An 18,503-nucleotide genomic window follows, 5' to 3' on the forward strand; every position below is an offset into this window, starting at 1 on the left:
GTTTAATTGAGTTTTTTTCTACCAAATATTTTCTAGGTTTAACAAAAATCCGGGTAAAATGCGATCGCCGCTCAGAGTTTTAGGATTATCCAAACATTCAACTTTTGTTTGAGGGCGATAGATGTAAACTTGGCGATTTTTCCGGTCTATTAACCATCCGAGAGAAGCACCGTTATCAATATATTCTTGTAGTTTATCTTGCAAAGGTTGTAACGAATCGCTGGGAGAGCGAAGTTCGACAACAAAATCCGGACAAACGGGAGCAAATTTTGTCTGTTGTTCGGGGGGAATTTTATTCCATTTTTCTAACGTCATCCAAGCCGCATCCGGTGAACGATTTGCCCCATTTGGAAGCTTGAAACCGGAGGAAGAATCGAAACCAATTCCCGTCCCATTTTCGTCTGTCCAGTTGGCAAGTTGTTGGGAGAGTTTAAAGTTTCGGTTTCCCGTTTCCGAACCGGTGGGCGACGTAATCATTAATTCTCCGTGAGCAGTCCGTTCAATATGGTATTCTCGGTTGAGTTGACAGAATTCAAAAAATTGTTCGTCTGTCATTTCCAAGACAGGTTGCATCTGGAGAATAATGGGGGTATTTTCGATGAGTAGGGTTTCGGTCATGGTTTTAGTCGGGAGCATACATTTAACGATACACTTCCTCAGAGATTTGGTTCAATGGGCTTGGCGACAGTTGTTGATTTTAACCGGAAACTTTTGGGGGACGGGATGCGTCGGGGTGGGAGTGCCGGAATCAAGTTTCTGGTGTTGAGCGAATTTTGGTGTCGGAACGTGGTAAGATTTCTGGCGGTGGAGATATCCCCCTCGATTCTAGGATAAAGTTGAGTGATGGTCAGTAAGTTTCAGGAAGCAAACCAATTGCTACGAACGGGCAACCTCAAAGAAGCGGTGGCGGCTTATCGTCTGGTTATTGAGGAAAATCCGGGTTTCTATTGGGCTTATCAGAATTTGGGGGAAACGCTTTGTCAGTTGAAACGCTGGGATGAGGCGGTTGAGGCGTTTCGTCAGGCGGTGGTGGTGAACCCTGGGGCGGGATGGTCTCATATTTGTTTGGGTCAGGTTTTCGCCAAGCAGCAACAATGGGAAAAGGCGATCGCATCTTATCAGCAAGCGCTGGGGTTGCAACTCCATCAACCGGAGGTATTTTATGAGTTGGGGATTGCTCTGGCGGGTCTAAAGCGTTGGGATGAGGCGGTTGAGGCTTATCGCAGGGCGATTGAACGCGATGATTCTCAGCATAAATATTATCATCATTTGGGAGATGCTCGGCTCAGGCAGGGGGAGTTGGAGGAGGCGATCGCTTGTTATCAGAAGGCGTTGGAGTTGAACCCCATTTCTGATTGGTCCCATTATAATTTGGGTCAGGCTTTGGAGAAGTTGGGGAGGACAGAGGAGGCGATAGCTTGTTATCAGAAGGCGGCGGAAATTCAACCGAATCTGGTTAGGAAAAGGCTGGTTACTGAGCCTAGAGATAAAACATTTGGCTCTACTTTTTCTGAAAATCATCGCTTGAAAGTTACTCAAAATAATCAGGTTGAACCTGAAGAAAGTGCTGCATTTTCTTTATATGAGCAGAATTTATTCAAATCTGCTAAAAGTCATCTGCTCAAGCAGGAATACGACCAAGTAATCGATAGCTGTTCAAAGATAATTGCGGCTAACCCAATTTTAACTGATGTATTTCCTGTATTGGGAGCAGCTTATCACAAGAATAATCAACTACAGGAAGCCGAAGATTTTTTAAGGACAACTCAACATATTCGCCATTTAATTGCGGCTAAAACTGTAGAACAAACTTGGGGGCCTGTGATCAGCAAATTTTCTGAAGGTGGGAGTGGTAAAATTGTTGAACGTCAAAAACAGAAAAGAATTAACAAAATAGTAATTTATACTTGTGTATGGCGCAGACCCGAGTTGACCAGGATTGTTTTGTCTTATTACTCTCATCTTAAGAAAGAGTTATCTGGCAAGATTCAGCTAGAGCTTCTGGCGGTTGGTTCTGAGGGAAATGTTTCTCGCAAATTATGTGAAGATTGTGGATTTGATTATATTGAGTATGCAAATAAACCCCTAAGTGCCAAGTGGGAGCATGGTATTAATCGATGTGCTGATTACGATCCTGATGGGGTAATTATAGTGGGTTCTGATGATTTAATTTCTCAGAATTTAATTGAATTTTATGACAGTCAGCTTAAAAATAATATGGTGTTTTGTGGCTTAAAGGATGGATATTTTTTTGATGTCAGTAAGGAAAATTTAATCTTGTGGACGGGATATAATGTTGTAGCAGACCCAACACGGGTTGGGGAAACAATTGGTATGGGAAGATGTTTATCTAGGATTTTACTGGATAAGTTAGGTTTTAGTATATGGAAAGGACTTGATATCAATCAAGGCTTGGATGGTGCTATGACTCAAACACTTTTTCAGTTGGGTTTGCAAATGTTAGATTATAATAATTGTGTGGTAGCTAATGTTGATAATCACGAGGTTAAAATAGGTCATTGTGGATTTGAAATGGCGGAGATTGGAGGTTGTGCAGTTGATCTCAAGTTTGCGGAAAATTTGACAACATTTGACCGTTATGGTAAGCGTAGTTTGGTTGTGAATCAGGATCATCCTTGGGAGATTTTGTCAAAGTTTTTTCCTGTTACAACAACTACGTCGATCAAGCAACTGCTCTGTTGAAGTTTTCTCTGGCTAAATTATGAGTCTAAACTTCCTTGAAAAGTACCTCTGAAAATATTTGAGCTTGCCTTTTATACCGTTGATACTATATTGGGACAATTCATTATGTTTTATAACGTTAATTCAAAGGATTTAAAGAAGGTTATTATGTACGGTAAAGGAATAGATTACATTGATGACTTAGTTGCATTATTGCCAAAGCCTATATTACCAATGGATAAATACGATCCTTTATTAGAAACATATACACTCTTGAGGCATGACGTGGATTTCTCTATATTAAATGCAATTCAAATGGCAATAGTTGAGGAACGGCACGATATTCAGTCAACTTATTTTATGCTGCATCCAAACAACATGGATATTAAAAGTAACTATTATGGTCATATTGAAGGTAATAAAATAATCCATCATCCGGATTTCATTTATCATTGTAAACAAATTATTGATTTAGGGCATGAAATAGGAATTCATAATGATTTAGTAACTGCATCTTTAGGGATTAGAGAAAAGCCGGAAAATTTACTGTATGCCCAAATCGAATTTTTTTCTGAAAATGGCATAACTATCAAGGGTACAGCCAGCCACGGCAGTATTCTTGCAAGGGAGTTAGGTTTTGTCAATTATGAAATTTTTAGTGATTGTACAAGAAAAGATAGTGAAACTGGCAGGACAATTGTTTATAATGATTGGAGCTTACAACTAAACTCATTGAAGATGTCTGATTTTAACTTGACTTATGAAGCTTATTTTACGAAAAGAGATACCTATATATCTGAAAGTAGAGGGAAATGGGGAGGAAAATTTCCTCGTGACACCCCCGAATGGACAGAGTGGAATCAAGAGTTTTCTATAAGCAATTTTCGATCCATGATATCAAGTATGGCTGAAACCTATGGAACCAAGAAGGCACAGCTATTAATTCATCCCTGTTGGTGGTCAGGAATTGTGAACGGTCATCAGCTATAGTTAACGGTTAAGAAAAAGGAGGTTTAAATATGATTCTGTATACTCGCGAGTTAGATACTTTTAAGGGCTACAATCAGAGGTATTCTGAAAACAGCAAGCTATTTGAAATTTATGCAAATGCACAAAAGTTCTTAGATCAGATAATTTCATTGATGAAGTTTAATTTTCCAGTCTCTGTTTTAGAAGTAGGATGTGGACAAGGAGATTATTTAGCGCTTTTTAAAGAAAAATTGATATCCCATAATCTGATTCATCAAGATTCTCGGTTTATTGGTCTTGATGGTTCTACAGCAGCGATAAAGCAGTGCGAAGAAAAGTATCCAGAACAGCTTTGGATTGGAGATTCAGTTCAAAAATTCTTGCTTGACCCTCGTGCCAGTCAGTTCGATAATAATATTGATATACTAATGAATAAAGGTGGAACTACTTTTATAGAAGATGAAGAAGAGTGTCGTGAAATTTTGACTAACAAAAAGCGATTGCTTAAGCCAGGAGGTATATTTTGTTGGTTTATAAGCAAGAGCTTTTATGACGATTCATGGATAAAAAAAACTTCTATGAAAGATTGGAATAAAGATTTTATGTCCCTAGCAAAAGAAGTTTTTCCTGTTTACACTGTTTTTGACAATCCAGGCGTATATGCGATCATTTTTCATAATATCTAGCTACAATTCGTTGGATATTTCTATTATTACCTGTTGTCAATATAATTCAGATTGAATTTGTCTTCTAGCTGTTGCCCTTGAAATGAAGGCTAGGAGATAATAATTTTTTGATTTTACTATAGCTTTGTAGGTCGAATACTGAAGTAAAAATCAGTAATCTCACTAAAGTTAGATAAAGAAAAAGAATCTTCAATAATAAAGCCACTAGATTTACTGGAATAGATTTGAATCTTTAAAGGTTCGCTATCATTATTTCTTAATTTCTGGGCAGCGTAAGCATAAGCCCATAGGTGCGTAGGCTTAAAGTTGTACAATCCATGACTGGGATGAATTCTAGTAAAATATTTAGCGATATTATCCGCTTCAACAAACAGGGGCAAATATTTGTATGAAACTGGATATGCACCTTCTTTTCCAGAAATGAAACGCGAAAAGGAGTTGTAGCTTACTTCTAGATTATTGCCAATAGCCTCCAAATCAATTGGTATCTTTGTATCTAATAATTCAGCAGCATTAAGAACAAAATTGGCTGTAATTCTTGCGTGAGAGGAATCTTCATATATAGTATCATTAGAGGATGTGTAAACAGGAGTAATAGTTGATTTTCCTGAAGCCAACTCCCAACCTTGATAAAATTCACAAGGCCAGTAGTGCCAAAGATGTACTCCGTCTACCAGGTCAAGTTCTTTAATAAAAGAGTTAAATATACTTTCCACTCTATCGTAATATTTTTGCTTTCCAGTAGCTTGATAAAGCTCCGCCGCAACCATACCCATAGCAGCTTGATAGTTCCAAGGCTGAACAATACCATCGAAACGATAGGGTTCTGCATATGGAAAGTGGTAAAAATTATTGTAGAACTGCTTTTCAAAATAGCTAAAAGCTTTTTCAGCCTTAAAAATTAGTTTCGCTTCATCTAGGTTCGTTAATTGACCTCGGCTAGATAACATTGCTTTATATATAACTGCATTGTCAATGTTTGAAGATACGGGAGTCTTTAAATCGTAGCTATATCTGGTGCTAGAATAAAGTCCTTCTGGATCAGAGTTTTGCATTATGTTCAAAACAGTTTGCTCTATAATTTTCTCTATTCTTTTATCTTTTGTCAGTGCATGAATCTGATTTAAGCCCGCTATCCTATAAGCTTGATTCCATGCTAAAAATCCGTGATCTTCATTACCCCAAGAAAAAGGTTCGCCGTATTGATCTCCAAACATAACCGTTAAAGCACAGAACATTGCTTTGAGACTATCCGCCCCATCAATTATTAGTATTTGATCGCCAAACAGTTGAGGAACAGATACAAGCGTCTTTTGGGTTTCAAAAGTGTAAAGTTGTTTTGAGAAATCAGAGCTTACACCTGATATTGAATATAAATCATCCATAGGATTATATTCAACAATTGTCACAAGTTCCTCATTCTTAAACAAACAAAAAGGAATGCACGGTGGATTAATTGACTTATATTTTGACTTTCGATTAACTAAATCATATCTTACATAATAGGAGGGATCGCTGGCTGACCAGGTACGATTAATAGTAATAAAATAAAGATAGTTTTCATTGATTGCTTGGATTTTGTTAAACTGATGTGGAGTATCAATTTTGCTTCCATTAACAAATAATTCCGAACTTCTATTATGATTTAGTACACTATAAGCATAGTCACCCCTATCGTTAATTGCCGGATTAAAAGAAACTTTACTATCGTTAGTTATGCAAACATTATTGAGCCAAATTTTGGGTTGATCATTAATCCCGATTCTTACCTCTATAAGATGACCATTTTTGTTTGATTTGCGATCATATACACTACCTTTAAATTGAGATGCAGTAAGAGGAGTATCATCATCAACTGTTTCAAACTTTATTGAACGCCACTGAGACCATCTAATATTATCTTTAACACGAATCCAAAGTTGGTCAACGCCAGCTTTATTTGCTCCAGTTATTTTTAAGGTATCAATTTTTTCCCATGCCAATGTTACTGTATGACTTGGAGGAATTACCTTTTCAGCTATTATTAGAACCGCTTGTTCTCCTTGTATAGCGGCAAGATGAAGCTCTAATATTGTAATATCATTATCTCTGTTTACATTTAATACCTCAAACAAACCACCTACATCAACTTTAGTCCCAGCCTTTATAGGAGAATTAGATACCTGAATGATGCCCTTATATGGCAATAGCCCTTTTCTTATACTTACAACTTGACTTAACATATAATTGTGACAAGCAGAGTTTGGATTGATTTCACACGCTCTACTCAAATAAAAAAATGCTCCATCATAGCACCCCTGTGATGCAAGAAGTAATCCTAAACGATAATAATACCAAGAAAAACCCGGATTAAATTCAATCGCCTTCCTATACACAGCAATTGCTTCATCTTGCTTCCCTTGTCTCTCCAGTTGACTTGCCTGTTTGATATATAAGTTTTGCCTCATAACTATTGACCCTTTAGCCATAAATTACCAACTATTAGCGTCTGTATACCCAAATTGTTCTAAATACTTTTGTGCTTTATCTTTAAAAATTACCTTATCATCTTCTGTCATTTCTTTTATCCATCGGCCTCTGCCATCAAATAAAGGCTGATTAATTTGCCAATTTCTTAGATTTTTGTAATCTTCCGCAGTGTCTATATTTTTCGGCTTGGTTATTTCAGAGCTATACCAAAACTTAGGATGCTGATAATATTTAAAAACATCATCAGTATATGATACACCTAAAAAATTACAAATATCCCGGATGGTTGCTTCTGGACTTGTAACTAAGTTTTCATATTTAACAACTTTGACTTGTGGATGGCTCCAATAAGTCCAACCAAACAAGTTATCATGTATCCATCTATCAATAGCCGCTGAGATATCTTTATAGGCTTCTCGAACTCTTAAAGAACAAACTACGTCACGTCCATCCCTGATCATTAGAATAAATTTACAATTTGGTCGGTAGATAAAAGCTTTCTGAATATACAAAATGTGAATCGGTGTTTTTTCTACCCAAATGCTTTTATTTTTTTGTAGACATTCAGCGTTCCATTTTTGGAGATTATTCTGAATTACGTCTGGTTTTTTTATTAACAGATAAGTTTCCTCAGTGATTGGATATATTGAAGGATGGCTTCCCAAAATATTAAGCATTATCGACGTGCCACTATGACCGCATCCAGCAATAAAAACTGCTTGAGGATAAGATACATCGCTAATACAACTCTTATCATCAATATGCAAAGCACTTTGATAAGTGTGTGCAATTCTAGGGTCAATTTGAATCGCTTGATAAAGAGATTTGTATGCTTCTTGCCTCTGACCCAAAGCCACTCCCAAGCCATAATAATAAATTGCTGAATCCGGTTTTAGATTCAAAGCTTCTCTAAAAGTTTTAGCCGCCAGCGATAATTCCCCCAATTGAATTAAAGCTTCTCCTAAATATTTATGTATTAAATGAAATCTGGAATTAAGTTGAATGGCTCGACGATAGCTTTTTACAGCTTCAGCATATAGCTGTTTCCTAAATAAAGCTTGTCCTAACTTTAAATGGCAAAGGGCTGAATTGGGCTGAATTTCTATAGCATGATAGTAGCATACAATCGCTTCGCCAAAATCGCCGACTTCTGCTAATACATCTGCTAACAGTTGATATAACAAATAACATTTTGGATTGAACTCTAACGCTTGACGATATAGCTTAATGGACTTGTCTAAGTTACCTTGTCGTCTGAGTGAGTTAGCAGTTTTAATTAAATGATTTTGAGTCATTCAAACTGAGTTATTGAAACAAAGTTAATTCGTTTTTTGTGAAAACTTGATACTCAACAAGATAGCAATCCTTGTTTGAGTTGAATTACAATATGAGTAATGACTTCTTCCTCCAACTCAGGCCAAATCGGTAAACTCAACACCTCCTGAGCCGCAAAATCACTCACCGGACAAGCCTCATATTGGCCTTTATAAACAGGTAACTGATCCTGTGGCACAGGATAATAGATCATAGTCCCAATCCCCTGCTCTGCCAAAAACTCCTTCAACCCATCGCGCCTTCCGCCAGTCACCCGCACCGTATACTGATGAAACACATGACCCTCAGCAAAACCCGGACTCACCACACCCTCCACATCCGCCAATAACCGATTATACACCTCAGCCACCCGACGCCGACCCCGATTCCACTTATCAATATACTGCAACTTCACCCGCAGAATCGCCGCCTGAATCGTATCCAACCGGGAATTATACCCCAAAACCTCATTGTGATACTTCTTCTTCGCTCCATGCACCCGCAACATCCCAGCGACTTCAGCGATTTGCTCATCATCCGTGACAATCATCCCCCCATCACCATAACCCCCCAAATTCTTAGACGGGAAAAAGGAAAAAGCCCCCACATCACCAATCGTACCCGTCGCCTTACCACTAATCGCCTCCCGTGTCTGTTCCTGACAAACACAATCCAACTGACACTGACCCGCATACCTCGCCCCAAAAGACTGGGCGCAATCCTCAATCACCTTTAAACCCTGTTCCCGGGCAATCTCCATAATTTGCCCCATCGCCGCAGGTTGTCCATACAAATGCACAGGCATTATCGCCTTGGTGCGGGGAGTAATCTTGGCCCGAATCTGCTGGGGGTCAATATTGTAGGTACTCCCGTCAATATCGGCAAACACCACCTTCGCCCCGACGTTATTAATCGATTCCGCCGTCGCAAAAAAAGAAAAAGGAGTGGTAATCACCTCATCCCCTTCCCCAATTCCTGCGGCTCGTAAACCAATCACCAAAGCATCCGTACCGGAATTAACACCAATAGCATACTTGACTCCCAGATAAGCCGCCACCTCCCGTTCAAACTCCTTAACATCAGGCCCCATGATAAACTGACTCGACTCAATCACCCGATTGATAGCCGCCTGAATCTCCCCTTTAATACTGTCGTATTGTGGCTTTAAATCCAAAACCGGAATCTTAGTCAGACTCATTTTAAACAAATCTCCTCACTCTAAACTTGTTCAATTTCCACAGCCGAAATCTTTCGATACTTCACGCCAATCGAATCAACGGCGTACCCCTCAGCATCAAACTCCAACACATCCCCGTAGGCGCTCATCCAACCGATAAGTTTGGCCGGTACTCCCGCCACCATTCCGTAAGCCGGAACATCCTTCGTCACCACCGCCCCCGCCGCCACAAAAGCGCACTCATGCAGCGTTATTCCGCAAACAATCGTGGCATTCGCCCCAATACTCGCCCCCCGTTTAATTACAGTTCTCAAATAATCATCACTGGTATTGCGGGGAAATTCAGAACGGGGGGTTTTAATATTGGTAAACACCATACTCGGGCCACAAAACACATAATCCTCCAGAATAACCCCCTCATAAAGAGAAACGTTATTCTGAATTTTGCAGCCATTCCCAATCACAACATTATTCGCGACAAAAACATTCTGCCCAAAAGAACAGTTTTTGCCAATTTTCGCTTTGCCCATCACATGACAAAAATGCCAAATCTTAGTGCCTTCTCCCACTTCAGCCCCATCATCGACATAGGCTGACTCATGGACAAAATATTCAGCCATGTAACATCTCCGTCGCTTTCTCTAAAATATTGACCACCGCCACACCATTCCACCCATCTGAACGGGGACGTTTTCGAGTTTGAACACAGTCTAAAAAATGTTCACATTCAATCTTCAACGGTTGAGTATCTGCCACTTCCACCTCATAGCTTCCCTCATCCCGATTGTTAAAATTCTCATCCACGCCCTTATCATAAACCGTGATTTTTTGCAAGACCTCATCATAAACCAGCATTTGCTTTTCCGCAATTACCACCGTCGTTCTCGTCAATAAAGGCCAGTACCAAGAACAGTGAATGTGAGCCGTTTTTCCGCCTTCAAACCCCAAGTCAACATGAACATTATCTTCTATTCCCGACTGCAACATCGCATGACCGCTCGCTTTGACCTCAGTTAGCCCGGGCTGTCCCAATAAGTCCAACACTACGGAGATATCATGGGGAGCAAACGACCACCAAACGTTTTCTTCCCGCCGAACTTTTCCCAGTTTCACCCGTTGCGTCGAGACGTGCAACACCTCTCCGGCTTTCCCCGTCGCCAAATAGTCCCGCATCCAGCTAATCGCAGGTTGATACAGCAGGAGATGACCAACCATCAATATCCGAGACGTTTCCTCAGCATATTCCGCCAAGTGTCGGGCTTCAGAGGCTTGTAAAGTCATCGGCTTCTCAACAAACACATCCTTACCCGCCCCCAACGCAGTCAGGGCTAACTGATAATGAGTTGGGGCGGGAGTTGCCAAAACCACTGCGGGTATATCGGTTTCTAACCCCTGGTTATATTTTTCATAGGTGGGAACATCCGGATAAGTTTGAGCAAATTGCTCTCGTAACGATGAGTTAAGCTCTACTACTCCGGCCAAAGCTCCCAACTGATAAAAGTTTTTAACCAAATTTCGGCCCCAATTTCCCGCCCCAACGACAATCACTTGATTCACAGCAACGTCACCTTTTCCCGATTACAGTTTAAATGCCGAGTGACACCCCGCGTATCCAGAACGGCTTTTGCCTTCTCAACCAAATCAACATAGTCAATCTGGCTGTGATCGGTGGCAATTATAACTAAGTCTACAGCCTTTAGGGTCGCTTCTGTGAGTTCAACGCAGGACAATGTACAATCTCCCACTTGAATTTCCGGCACATAGGGGTCATGGTACATCACTTTGGCTCCATCCTCTAACAAATCATCCATCACCTCAATCGCCGGTGACTCCCGCCAATCTCCCAAATCCTTCTTGTAAGCCGCTCCCATCACCAAAATTTTAGCTCGACTGGGTGCAATCCCCATCTGATTTAGAACTCGCCAAGCTTTGTGGCGGACAAACTCGGGCATTTTTCTGTTGATTTCCCCCGCCAATGCGATAAAGTGGGTGCTGAAATTAAATTCTTTGGCTTTCCACTCCAAATAGTGGGGGTCTAAAGGAATACAGTGTCCACCCACTCCCGGGCCAGGATAAAAGGGCATAATACCAAAAGGTTTGGTATTGGCAGCATCCAATACTTCCCAAACGTTCAGGTTCATACAATCACACAGCATTGCCAACTCATTCACCAAGGCAATATTAACCGCCCTGAAGGTATTCTCAAAAACCTTAACCAACTCCGCCGCTTTCGCACTGCTGACCGGGACAACGTGTTCAATGGTTTGTGCATAGAATAAAGTAGCCACCGCCAATGAACTGGCATCGGAAGCACCCACAACTTTGTTGGTGTTTTTTGTGGTATATCTTTTATTACCCGGATCAACCCGTTCCGGGGAGTGAGCCAGGAAAAAGTCTTCTCCCTGTTTTAGCCCGCTCACTTTCTCCAAAATTGGTTTCATTACTTCGTCGGTGGTTCCGGGATAGGTTGTAGATTCCAAAGAAATTAACTGTCCCGGCCGTAAATGATGAGCAATTTCTTTTGTCACATTCTCAATATAGCTTAAATCCGGTGTCAGGTTTTTCGTTAAAGGGGTGGGGACACACACCACAATCACATCGGCATCCGAAATCGGTTCAAACGCAGTAAAAGCCCGCAACTTTCCACTTTCAACCGCTTGCTTTAGCTCCTCATCTTTGACATCACTGATATAATTTTGGGCTTGATTCACCTTTTCAGTTCTTGCTGGATTTTGCTCCACCCCTAAAACTTGAAAACCCACCTTGGTTTTCTCCACAGCAAAAGGTAAGCCCACATATCCCAACCCCACAATTCCTACAATTGCTGTCCGATTTTCAATTTGGTTTTTCAGTTGATTCAATAGGATTTTTTGACTTTCTATCATCGCTTTAAAACTTTTTGAAAACTAAGTTTGATTCTACCATAAAGCTTGGCTTTGACCGGGGTAATAAAATTTAAGTTTAAACTGGGGTTGATTATGATTATTATATAAACCCGCCTATTTTGATTGATAATTTTGATAAAATTTTTCGATTTGTTCTTCTGTATAAAAGTGCTTTGTATATCCAGACAAAAGACATCTATCGAGATATTCACGACTCAAAGCTAAGTTTTTTATAAATTGCAAATACCTCTGATAATACCATTTTTCAGAAGCTAAATTATGATTTATTAATTTGAAATTTTGACTTTTAGAAAAGGTTTTTATAATATTTTCTTTTTCGGAATCTTGTAATTCAACTTGCATTACCAAAATATGATATTTCTGGTGAAGATATGTTTTCCATCCCAGTACAGAAAATGGAGTTGCATAGATATCAAAACCCAGTTGCTCTCTAAACTCTGTGTCAAACCATTTTAAAGGATAAGTTGGATCAAGACTGATAAATTTATCAATCATTTCATTAACATCTAACTCACTAATCTGCATTTTTGTCAGAGTTGGATAGTGTTTTTCTATATTTTGGAAGAATCCTGAAATATTAACTTCGATTGGATTTCGGACAAGAGATATAATTTTAAGATGCTGATTTAACCAATTATTTAATACAAACAAACTATCTCGGCAATGTCCTCTATCTAAGTTGTTTCTAATAAAACTTTCGTTTAAAAAATGAAGATCATAAACATTGGCATCTCCTACATACTTCTTTAAGGAGTTTGAAATGGAAGTAGATGCTACTTTTCCCATTGTGTAAATCAACCATTTTTGTGAATTAAAGGAAGATAAATTATTGTTTAATGCCGTATGCTTCGAGAAACCAAATGTCACTACTATATCTTGTAAAAAAACCGATAATTTATCGGGGCTTATATCAGTGATTGAACCGGATAGTTTGGTTTTTATTTTTCTAAGAAATAGATTGGCTTTTTGATGATCAGGAATAATATCTGTTAAACTTTTTAAAGCCGTAATTGCATCATTGATTCTACCCAGCCTCGCTAAACTGACGGCTTTTCCATAATATAACCCGACTTGATCGGGACGAAACGCAATACAATCTTCAAACAATTCCAAAGCTTCTATATTTTTTCCTGTATTCAGTTTCTCTATGGCTTGCTTTCTAATGCCATGAAAATACTGTCTTCCACTTAATCGATGACAATCTATTACTTTCTCTGCTTCCGAATCACGAACCAATTTAGTCGGATGTTTTAAGGGAAATGAAATTTCTTCTAAAGGAATATTTGCAATTTCATCAAACTCGTTCTTGGTATGGGCTGCATCCACTCCAAAACCAATATTAGAAATCAAGTTAACATTTGATCCAATACACAAACCCTGATGCAAAAAGCAAGTAAAACTCCACGCCCATCCCCAGGAATTAAACCCCTCATAAACCAGGTCAAATATCTTCGACCAATACTGAACAGCCCGTTCATTTCCCAGTAAATTATCTAACCACTTAGTTTCCCGAAGTTTCGGCCAAACTTTCAAACTGCCATCATACAATTTCCAGGCTCTACGCCAAGTTGCCCAACCACAGTAAAATGTATAGCAGGATAAATAGTAACTATATTTTTGAGATTGATAACCATGAGTATTCTCGCCTAAAATTTGCATAATGCGAGTCTCATCTCGATATCGTTCCAACAACTCCTGGCAAAAGTAAAAAAACGTCGGGTCTGGTACACAGTCATCCTCTAAGATAATCGCTTCTTCTACTAAACTAAAAACCCAATCTAACCCACTAGAAACCCGTTGTTTGCAGCCCAAATTAATATCAGAATAATTCGTTAAAACTTCACAATTCCAGTTGACCTGCTCAATAATTTTTCGAGCAGCCATACATTTTTCAGCTTCCCCCGGTTTATCTAAACGTGGCCCATCAGCAATAACGAAAAGTTTGGAAGGCTGAACTTGACGGATGACCTCAAAAACTTTTTGCGTTGTATCCGGACGCCTAAATATAATTAGAACAACAGGTGTTCTTAGTTCCATAACGGTTCCTAGTTCAGTACATTACATTTGTTACTCTGTCTGTCACAAGATCAATGATGCAGACTGACAAGCCAAGTCATTTGTTCCTCAATTTTCAACCGTTCCCTTTCCTCGAACATCTTGCAGAAGTTCAGGGAGATCATCACTAAAACCAATCATTCCGTTCTCCTCGTAGGAGAGAGGCTTGGGGAGAGGTTAAGATAAAATAATAGCTCAAGACTTCCACTCCAGTTAACCCCATGAAACTCCACCGACCCACTCTCACTCAGCAACACAACCTCACCCCACGCGGTATCATCCACATCGGCGCCTACGAAGGAAAAGACCTGAAACGCTACCCCACCCCGACACCGCCAAAATACTGCTAATAGAAGCCAACTTCGCCAACAAACCCAATATTATTATCTCTCAAACTGCGATCGCGTAGCGTCTCAAAAATGGCGATCGCAATGTATTCTATACTCATCGGTGGGGAGACAGTCAACAGCCTATCAATGGTTAGGAGGAAAAACATGGTTAGTTTTACTCAAATTCAACCCGAAATCACGCTGGAAGAATTTTTAGAGCTTCCCGAAACCCAACCCGCCAGCGAATACATTGATGGAAAAATCGAGCAAAAACCAATGCCTCAAGGAGAACACAGTGTTTTACAAGGTCGTTTAGTTGCGGCAATTAACCCGGTAGCATCACCTCAAAAATTAGCCTATGCTTTTCCCGAGTTACGCTGTACTTTTGGAGGACGTTCTATTGTACCAGACATCAGTGTTTTCACTTGGGATCGCATTCCCAAAACTGAACGGGGAAAAATAGCGAATCGTTTTGAAATTCATCCCGATTGGGTAATAGAAATTTTATCTCCCGAACAGTCTGCAAATCAAGTGATCCGGAAAATCATTTTTTGTGTCAATCAAGGCACCCAACTCGGATGGTTAATCGATCCCACAGATGAGTCAGTTATGATATTTCAACCCAACTTATTTCCAGAGGTTAAATTGGGCGAAGAAATTTTACCCCCCTTAGAGACGCTTCAAGACTTACAATTGTCAGCAAAAGAAATGTTTAGTTGGTTAAATTTTGAGTAAATCTTTCCCCACGTTCAAACCCAATATTATTATCTCTCAGTTTGCGATCGCGTAGCGTGTGCGTAGCACGTATCGCTTCGGCGTCTCCGAACTGCGATCGCCGCCAACACTTGACAAAAATCAGTTTTTGTGTATCCCCAGCCCCCTAACTCAAATTCGATTCGTACAACAAAGGAACATCCCGCCTCACCCGGTCCAACTCAAAACCACCGATATCAGTTCCCATCAACTTAGAGTCAAAAAACTCCATTAATTGCTCATAATTCCTGACCTGGACTTGAGGCTTATATTTATACCTTTTAAACTGCCAATTCCATTCCTCGTTAAGCTGATCCGCGTAATCTTCAGCCTCCGGTTCAAATTGAGAACCAATAATATAAAGCATCGGATATTTACCCTGTTTAGTCCGTTGCTTATACCCTTCTATATAATGCCGTGCTAAAGTATTATTAACTTGAGTAACAGTTATCGTGGTTTTTTTCAACTCCATCAAAATATGTTGGGGGCTTTGGGTTTTTAAAACCAAGTCGATAAAACCCTGCTTTCCCTGAAAATCAACCTCGAATTCTATATATAAACGCCAAGGCAGATACTGACAAGCCTTAGTCAAATAATAAACCAACTGTTGCTGATAATCCTTCTCAAAGCGAGGTCTTCTATCTAAAACCCGGCGACTGGTTTCATCAAAAAGGACACCCCCACTTTTCGACTTGCCTTCTGGCGTACTCGTCTTGTTCCTTGCGTCTTTTAACCCAGGCTTGATAGCTGCTGTAGGTTTTCCTGAACCACTCGTCTGTTTGTCTTTCTCGGTAATAGTAAGATTTTGAGTATTTTGGGTCTTCTGGGTAGTCATCGTACTCAAAAAATCCAGCCCCAAGTCTAGCTCTAATTGTCTCATAATTTTCGTAACAATTTTTTAGCTGAATAAACTTGTCATGGCTCCCCGACTGCTTATCAGGATGCAGTTTAATCGCCATTTTTTTGTATAACTGTCTGGCCTCTACTTGATTATCCGCCGCCAAGACCCAAGTACCAACTTCCAAACCCGCAAAAATCGTCCCTTTTTTACGGTGGAAAACACACCGACCTTTACTCATTCGTAAAAACAGCACATTCTCCCAAACTTCAATCACAGTCAAATTCGGGTACTTATTTTTAAGTAAAGCTAATGCAGAGGAATAGTTCATATTCAGCAGATTGAGCTAAACAGATTGTACACAACCACAGAGCTAGTCGCAACAGATTGAAGGTTAGGGGACTCAATAGCACCCCGAACAACAACGAACCATAGGCGACCCCAGTTGCACGCCGGAGATTCGGTTTACCGATGTAAAGTATTCGGTTATCCGTACTTGACAAATATTGCTTTATTAAGAATATAAGTAATTACGGCTTGAGAGAAACTAGGGGGAGAGATCAGGTGAATCACTCCCTTCTCCTCGTAGGAGAGGGGCAGGGGGAGAGGTTAATATTAAAAAACTGACCGCAACAGGACTAAGATAAAATACTAACTCAAGACTTCCACTTCAGTTAACCCCATGAAACTCGACCTCCACACCCTCACCCAGCAACACAACCTCACCCCACGCGGTATCATCCACATCGGTGCCTACGAAGGAAAAGACCTGAAACGCTACCCCACCCCCGACACCGCCAAAATACTGTTAATAGAAGCCAACCCCAAAGCCGTTGAATACCTGCAAGCCAACTTCGCCGACAAACCCAATATTATTATCTCTCAGACTGCGATCGCCAACCACAACCACCCCGTTACCCTCAACCTCACCTCTATCGAGTCCAACAGTTCCATCCTCCCCCTAACTGGATACCGGGAAATTTACCCCAACCTGAAAGTCACTCAAGAAATTACCGTAGAGTCCCGCAGCCTCGATACTCTCCTGAGTGAACTAAACCTACGTCCGACTGACTTCAACTTTCTCTATCTGGACATCCAAGGCGCCGAACTTCTCGCCCTCTCGGGTGCCACCGAACTCCTCAAACACATCGAAGCGATCTACACTACTGTTAGCTACGAGGATTTATTCGAGGGAGGCGCCCTCATTGACCAAGTTGACGCTTTCCTCGCCGAACATCACTTTGTTCGTGTCGCCGAAGCTAACCCCTATCATCCTGCTTGGGGTGAAGTTTTCTACCTGCGAGAACACCTCAGTTTAAATAACGACGAAACTCAGCCTAATGCTGATGAAATGACTCTCCCAGTCGTTGAGGAAACGGTCACTAAAGCTGAACTTTTGCAAACTCAACAGGAATTAGAAGATTTACAGTCTCGCTACGAACAAATACAAAAAGAGTTAGAACAGTCTCAAATTAAACAGCAACAAACTAAAACCGAATTATCCCAAACTCAACAACAGTTACAAACCTCTCAAACCGAACTCTCCCAAACTCAACAGCAGTTACAAACCTCTCAAACGGAATTATCTCAAACTCAACAACAGTTACAAACCTCTCAAACCGAACTCTCCCAAACTCAACAACAGTTACAAACTTCTCAAACCGAATTAACCCAAACTCAACAGCAGTTACAAACTTCTCAAACCGAATTAACCCAAACTCAACAGCAGTTACAAACTTCTCAAACCGAACTCTCCCAAACTCAACAACAGTTCGATCAATCTCGTTCTGAACTGCATCAAACCCGTGAAGAATTGGAACTCACCCAATTTCAACTTGATGAAATACAAGTTGAGTTAGAACAGTCTGTCTCTCAACTCCATCAAACCAAAGAAGAACTCGCACACACCCAAGAAAAACTACAACAAACTCAAGCTGAACTGACTCAAGTGCAACAAGAAAAAAGCACTCAAAAATCTTCCCAAACTAACTCAGCCGCCCATGTTAAAATGTTAGCTAAAATTCTCGCTGAAACTCTCCCCGATTAACAATCAGTTAATGATGAAGCAAGTTTAGGATAAAAGCCTTACGCCCCTAAAAAGAAGATTAAACGGGGTTAGGAGAGACTTTATCCTGTTCTATTAATGCTTCTGCTAAGTTGCGATAATAGACCAGATGAACCGCATCTCCTAAAAGTTCAATACCCCTTTGATAACAAGCGATCGCCTCTTGTAACTGACCCGCATTTTCTAATGCTTTTCCTAAATCTAAATAAGCTTTCCCATCAGAAGGATTACGGTTAATTTTGTCTTGATATTGAGTAATG

The 18,503-nt window shown here is 40.2% G+C and carries 18 protein-coding genes; 6 read left to right on the forward strand and 12 right to left on the reverse strand.

Annotation, left to right across the window (positions count from 1 at the left end):
• Positions 1 to 18: 18 nt before the first annotated feature.
• Positions 19 to 636, reverse strand: a complete 618-nt coding sequence (locus ACL6C3_RS08500) for a Uma2 family endonuclease (RefSeq protein ID WP_413166729.1) — start codon at positions 634 to 636, stop codon at positions 19 to 21.
• Positions 637 to 843: 207 nt separating this feature from the next.
• Here ACL6C3_RS08500 and ACL6C3_RS08505 point away from each other — a divergent pair, with 207 nt between their 5' ends.
• The 3 genes from ACL6C3_RS08505 (at position 844) to ACL6C3_RS08515 (ending at position 4,337) form a co-directional block, all read left to right on the forward strand.
• Complete coding sequence (locus tag ACL6C3_RS08505; protein WP_413166730.1) at positions 844 to 2,703, forward strand: tetratricopeptide repeat protein; 1,860 nt, start codon at positions 844 to 846, stop codon at positions 2,701 to 2,703.
• A gap of 105 nt (positions 2,704 to 2,808) precedes the next feature.
• Entirely contained in the window at positions 2,809 to 3,672 is an 864-nt protein-coding gene (locus ACL6C3_RS08510) for a hypothetical protein (protein WP_413166731.1), read from the forward strand.
• A 29-nt stretch (positions 3,673 to 3,701) separates the two neighbouring features.
• Positions 3,702 to 4,337, forward strand: coding sequence for a class I SAM-dependent methyltransferase (locus tag ACL6C3_RS08515; RefSeq protein WP_413166732.1), 636 nt, complete (start codon positions 3,702 to 3,704; stop codon positions 4,335 to 4,337).
• A gap of 116 nt (positions 4,338 to 4,453) precedes the next feature.
• Here ACL6C3_RS08515 and ACL6C3_RS08520 read toward each other — a convergent pair whose 3' ends face one another.
• The 7 genes from ACL6C3_RS08520 to ACL6C3_RS08550 all read right to left on the reverse strand — a co-directional run bounded on the left by ACL6C3_RS08520 (position 4,454) and on the right by ACL6C3_RS08550 (position 14,240).
• A complete protein-coding gene (locus ACL6C3_RS08520) occupies positions 4,454 to 6,805 on the reverse strand; it encodes a tetratricopeptide repeat protein (protein ID WP_413166733.1) in 2,352 nt (783 codons plus the stop codon).
• Between the two features lie 3 nt (positions 6,806 to 6,808).
• Positions 6,809 to 8,101: a tetratricopeptide repeat-containing sulfotransferase family protein gene (locus tag ACL6C3_RS08525; RefSeq protein ID WP_413166734.1), complete on the reverse strand. Its 1,293-nt coding sequence runs from the start codon at positions 8,099 to 8,101 to the stop codon at positions 6,809 to 6,811.
• Positions 8,102 to 8,154: 53 nt separating this feature from the next.
• Complete coding sequence (locus ACL6C3_RS08530) at positions 8,155 to 9,318, reverse strand: DegT/DnrJ/EryC1/StrS family aminotransferase (RefSeq protein WP_413166735.1); 1,164 nt, start codon at positions 9,316 to 9,318, stop codon at positions 8,155 to 8,157.
• Between the two features lie 20 nt (positions 9,319 to 9,338).
• Entirely contained in the window at positions 9,339 to 9,917 is a 579-nt protein-coding gene (locus ACL6C3_RS08535; protein ID WP_413166736.1) for an acyltransferase, read from the reverse strand.
• Positions 9,910 to 10,854, reverse strand: a complete 945-nt coding sequence (locus tag ACL6C3_RS08540; RefSeq protein ID WP_413166737.1) for a Gfo/Idh/MocA family protein — start codon at positions 10,852 to 10,854, stop codon at positions 9,910 to 9,912. Before ACL6C3_RS08540 ends, ACL6C3_RS08535 begins: the two co-directional genes overlap by 8 nt.
• Entirely contained in the window at positions 10,851 to 12,182 is a 1,332-nt protein-coding gene (locus tag ACL6C3_RS08545) for a nucleotide sugar dehydrogenase (RefSeq protein ID WP_413166738.1), read from the reverse strand. Before ACL6C3_RS08545 ends, ACL6C3_RS08540 begins: the two co-directional genes overlap by 4 nt.
• 114 nt (positions 12,183 to 12,296) lie before the next feature.
• Complete coding sequence (locus tag ACL6C3_RS08550; protein ID WP_413166739.1) at positions 12,297 to 14,240, reverse strand: putative capsular polysaccharide synthesis family protein; 1,944 nt, start codon at positions 14,238 to 14,240, stop codon at positions 12,297 to 12,299.
• A gap of 239 nt (positions 14,241 to 14,479) precedes the next feature.
• Between ACL6C3_RS08550 and ACL6C3_RS08555 the strand changes: the two genes are divergently transcribed.
• Entirely contained in the window at positions 14,480 to 14,608 is a 129-nt protein-coding gene (locus tag ACL6C3_RS08555) for a hypothetical protein (RefSeq protein ID WP_413166740.1), read from the forward strand.
• Here ACL6C3_RS08555 and ACL6C3_RS08560 read toward each other — a convergent pair.
• A complete protein-coding gene (locus ACL6C3_RS08560; RefSeq protein ID WP_413166741.1) occupies positions 14,605 to 14,754 on the reverse strand; it encodes a hypothetical protein in 150 nt (49 codons plus the stop codon). The genes ACL6C3_RS08555 and ACL6C3_RS08560 overlap by 4 nt on opposite strands.
• Here ACL6C3_RS08560 and ACL6C3_RS08565 point away from each other — a divergent pair.
• Entirely contained in the window at positions 14,753 to 15,322 is a 570-nt protein-coding gene (locus tag ACL6C3_RS08565; RefSeq protein WP_413166742.1) for a Uma2 family endonuclease, read from the forward strand. The genes ACL6C3_RS08560 and ACL6C3_RS08565 overlap by 2 nt on opposite strands.
• A gap of 145 nt (positions 15,323 to 15,467) precedes the next feature.
• On the opposite strand, the gene ACL6C3_RS08570 is transcribed toward ACL6C3_RS08565, so the two are convergent.
• Both ACL6C3_RS08570 and ACL6C3_RS08575 read right to left on the reverse strand, forming a co-directional pair.
• Positions 15,468 to 15,944, reverse strand: coding sequence for a hypothetical protein (locus ACL6C3_RS08570; protein WP_413166743.1), 477 nt, complete (start codon positions 15,942 to 15,944; stop codon positions 15,468 to 15,470).
• A gap of 61 nt (positions 15,945 to 16,005) precedes the next feature.
• Positions 16,006 to 16,509, reverse strand: coding sequence for a hypothetical protein (locus ACL6C3_RS08575; protein WP_413166744.1), 504 nt, complete (start codon positions 16,507 to 16,509; stop codon positions 16,006 to 16,008).
• A 351-nt stretch (positions 16,510 to 16,860) separates the two neighbouring features.
• Here ACL6C3_RS08575 and ACL6C3_RS08580 point away from each other — a divergent pair, with 351 nt between their 5' ends.
• Complete coding sequence (locus ACL6C3_RS08580; RefSeq protein WP_413166745.1) at positions 16,861 to 18,225, forward strand: FkbM family methyltransferase; 1,365 nt, start codon at positions 16,861 to 16,863, stop codon at positions 18,223 to 18,225.
• Between the two features lie 58 nt (positions 18,226 to 18,283).
• Here the strand turns inward: ACL6C3_RS08580 and ACL6C3_RS08585 are convergent, their stop codons facing one another.
• Positions 18,284 to 18,502, reverse strand: coding sequence for a tetratricopeptide repeat protein (locus ACL6C3_RS08585; RefSeq protein WP_413168282.1), 219 nt, complete (start codon positions 18,500 to 18,502; stop codon positions 18,284 to 18,286).
• Position 18,503 lies beyond the last annotated feature (1 nt).

The sequence above is a fragment of the Capilliphycus salinus ALCB114379 genome (assembly GCF_047276495.1).
Classification (GTDB): domain Bacteria; phylum Cyanobacteriota; class Cyanobacteriia; order Cyanobacteriales; family Microcoleaceae; genus Capilliphycus; species Capilliphycus salinus.

Coding starts and splice junctions, on each gene's coding strand:
- ACL6C3_RS08500 (WP_413166729.1), bottom strand. CDS start 636: ATGCTCCCGACTAAAACCATGACCGAAACCCTACTCATCGAAAATACC.
- ACL6C3_RS08505 (WP_413166730.1), top strand. CDS start 844: ATGGTCAGTAAGTTTCAGGAAGCAAACCAATTGCTACGAACGGGCAAC.
- ACL6C3_RS08510 (WP_413166731.1), top strand. CDS start 2,809: ATGTTTTATAACGTTAATTCAAAGGATTTAAAGAAGGTTATTATGTAC.
- ACL6C3_RS08515 (WP_413166732.1), top strand. CDS start 3,702: ATGATTCTGTATACTCGCGAGTTAGATACTTTTAAGGGCTACAATCAG.
- ACL6C3_RS08520 (WP_413166733.1), bottom strand. CDS start 6,805: ATGGCTAAAGGGTCAATAGTTATGAGGCAAAACTTATATATCAAACAG.
- ACL6C3_RS08525 (WP_413166734.1), bottom strand. CDS start 8,101: ATGACTCAAAATCATTTAATTAAAACTGCTAACTCACTCAGACGACAA.
- ACL6C3_RS08530 (WP_413166735.1), bottom strand. CDS start 9,318: ATGAGTCTGACTAAGATTCCGGTTTTGGATTTAAAGCCACAATACGAC.
- ACL6C3_RS08535 (WP_413166736.1), bottom strand. CDS start 9,917: ATGGCTGAATATTTTGTCCATGAGTCAGCCTATGTCGATGATGGGGCT.
- ACL6C3_RS08545 (WP_413166738.1), bottom strand. CDS start 12,182: ATGATAGAAAGTCAAAAAATCCTATTGAATCAACTGAAAAACCAAATT.
- ACL6C3_RS08550 (WP_413166739.1), bottom strand. CDS start 14,240: ATGGAACTAAGAACACCTGTTGTTCTAATTATATTTAGGCGTCCGGAT.
- ACL6C3_RS08555 (WP_413166740.1), top strand. CDS start 14,480: ATGAAACTCCACCGACCCACTCTCACTCAGCAACACAACCTCACCCCA.
- ACL6C3_RS08565 (WP_413166742.1), top strand. CDS start 14,753: ATGGTTAGTTTTACTCAAATTCAACCCGAAATCACGCTGGAAGAATTT.
- ACL6C3_RS08560 (WP_413166741.1), bottom strand. CDS start 14,754: ATGTTTTTCCTCCTAACCATTGATAGGCTGTTGACTGTCTCCCCACCG.
- ACL6C3_RS08575 (WP_413166744.1), bottom strand. CDS start 16,509: ATGAACTATTCCTCTGCATTAGCTTTACTTAAAAATAAGTACCCGAAT.
- ACL6C3_RS08580 (WP_413166745.1), top strand. CDS start 16,861: ATGAAACTCGACCTCCACACCCTCACCCAGCAACACAACCTCACCCCA.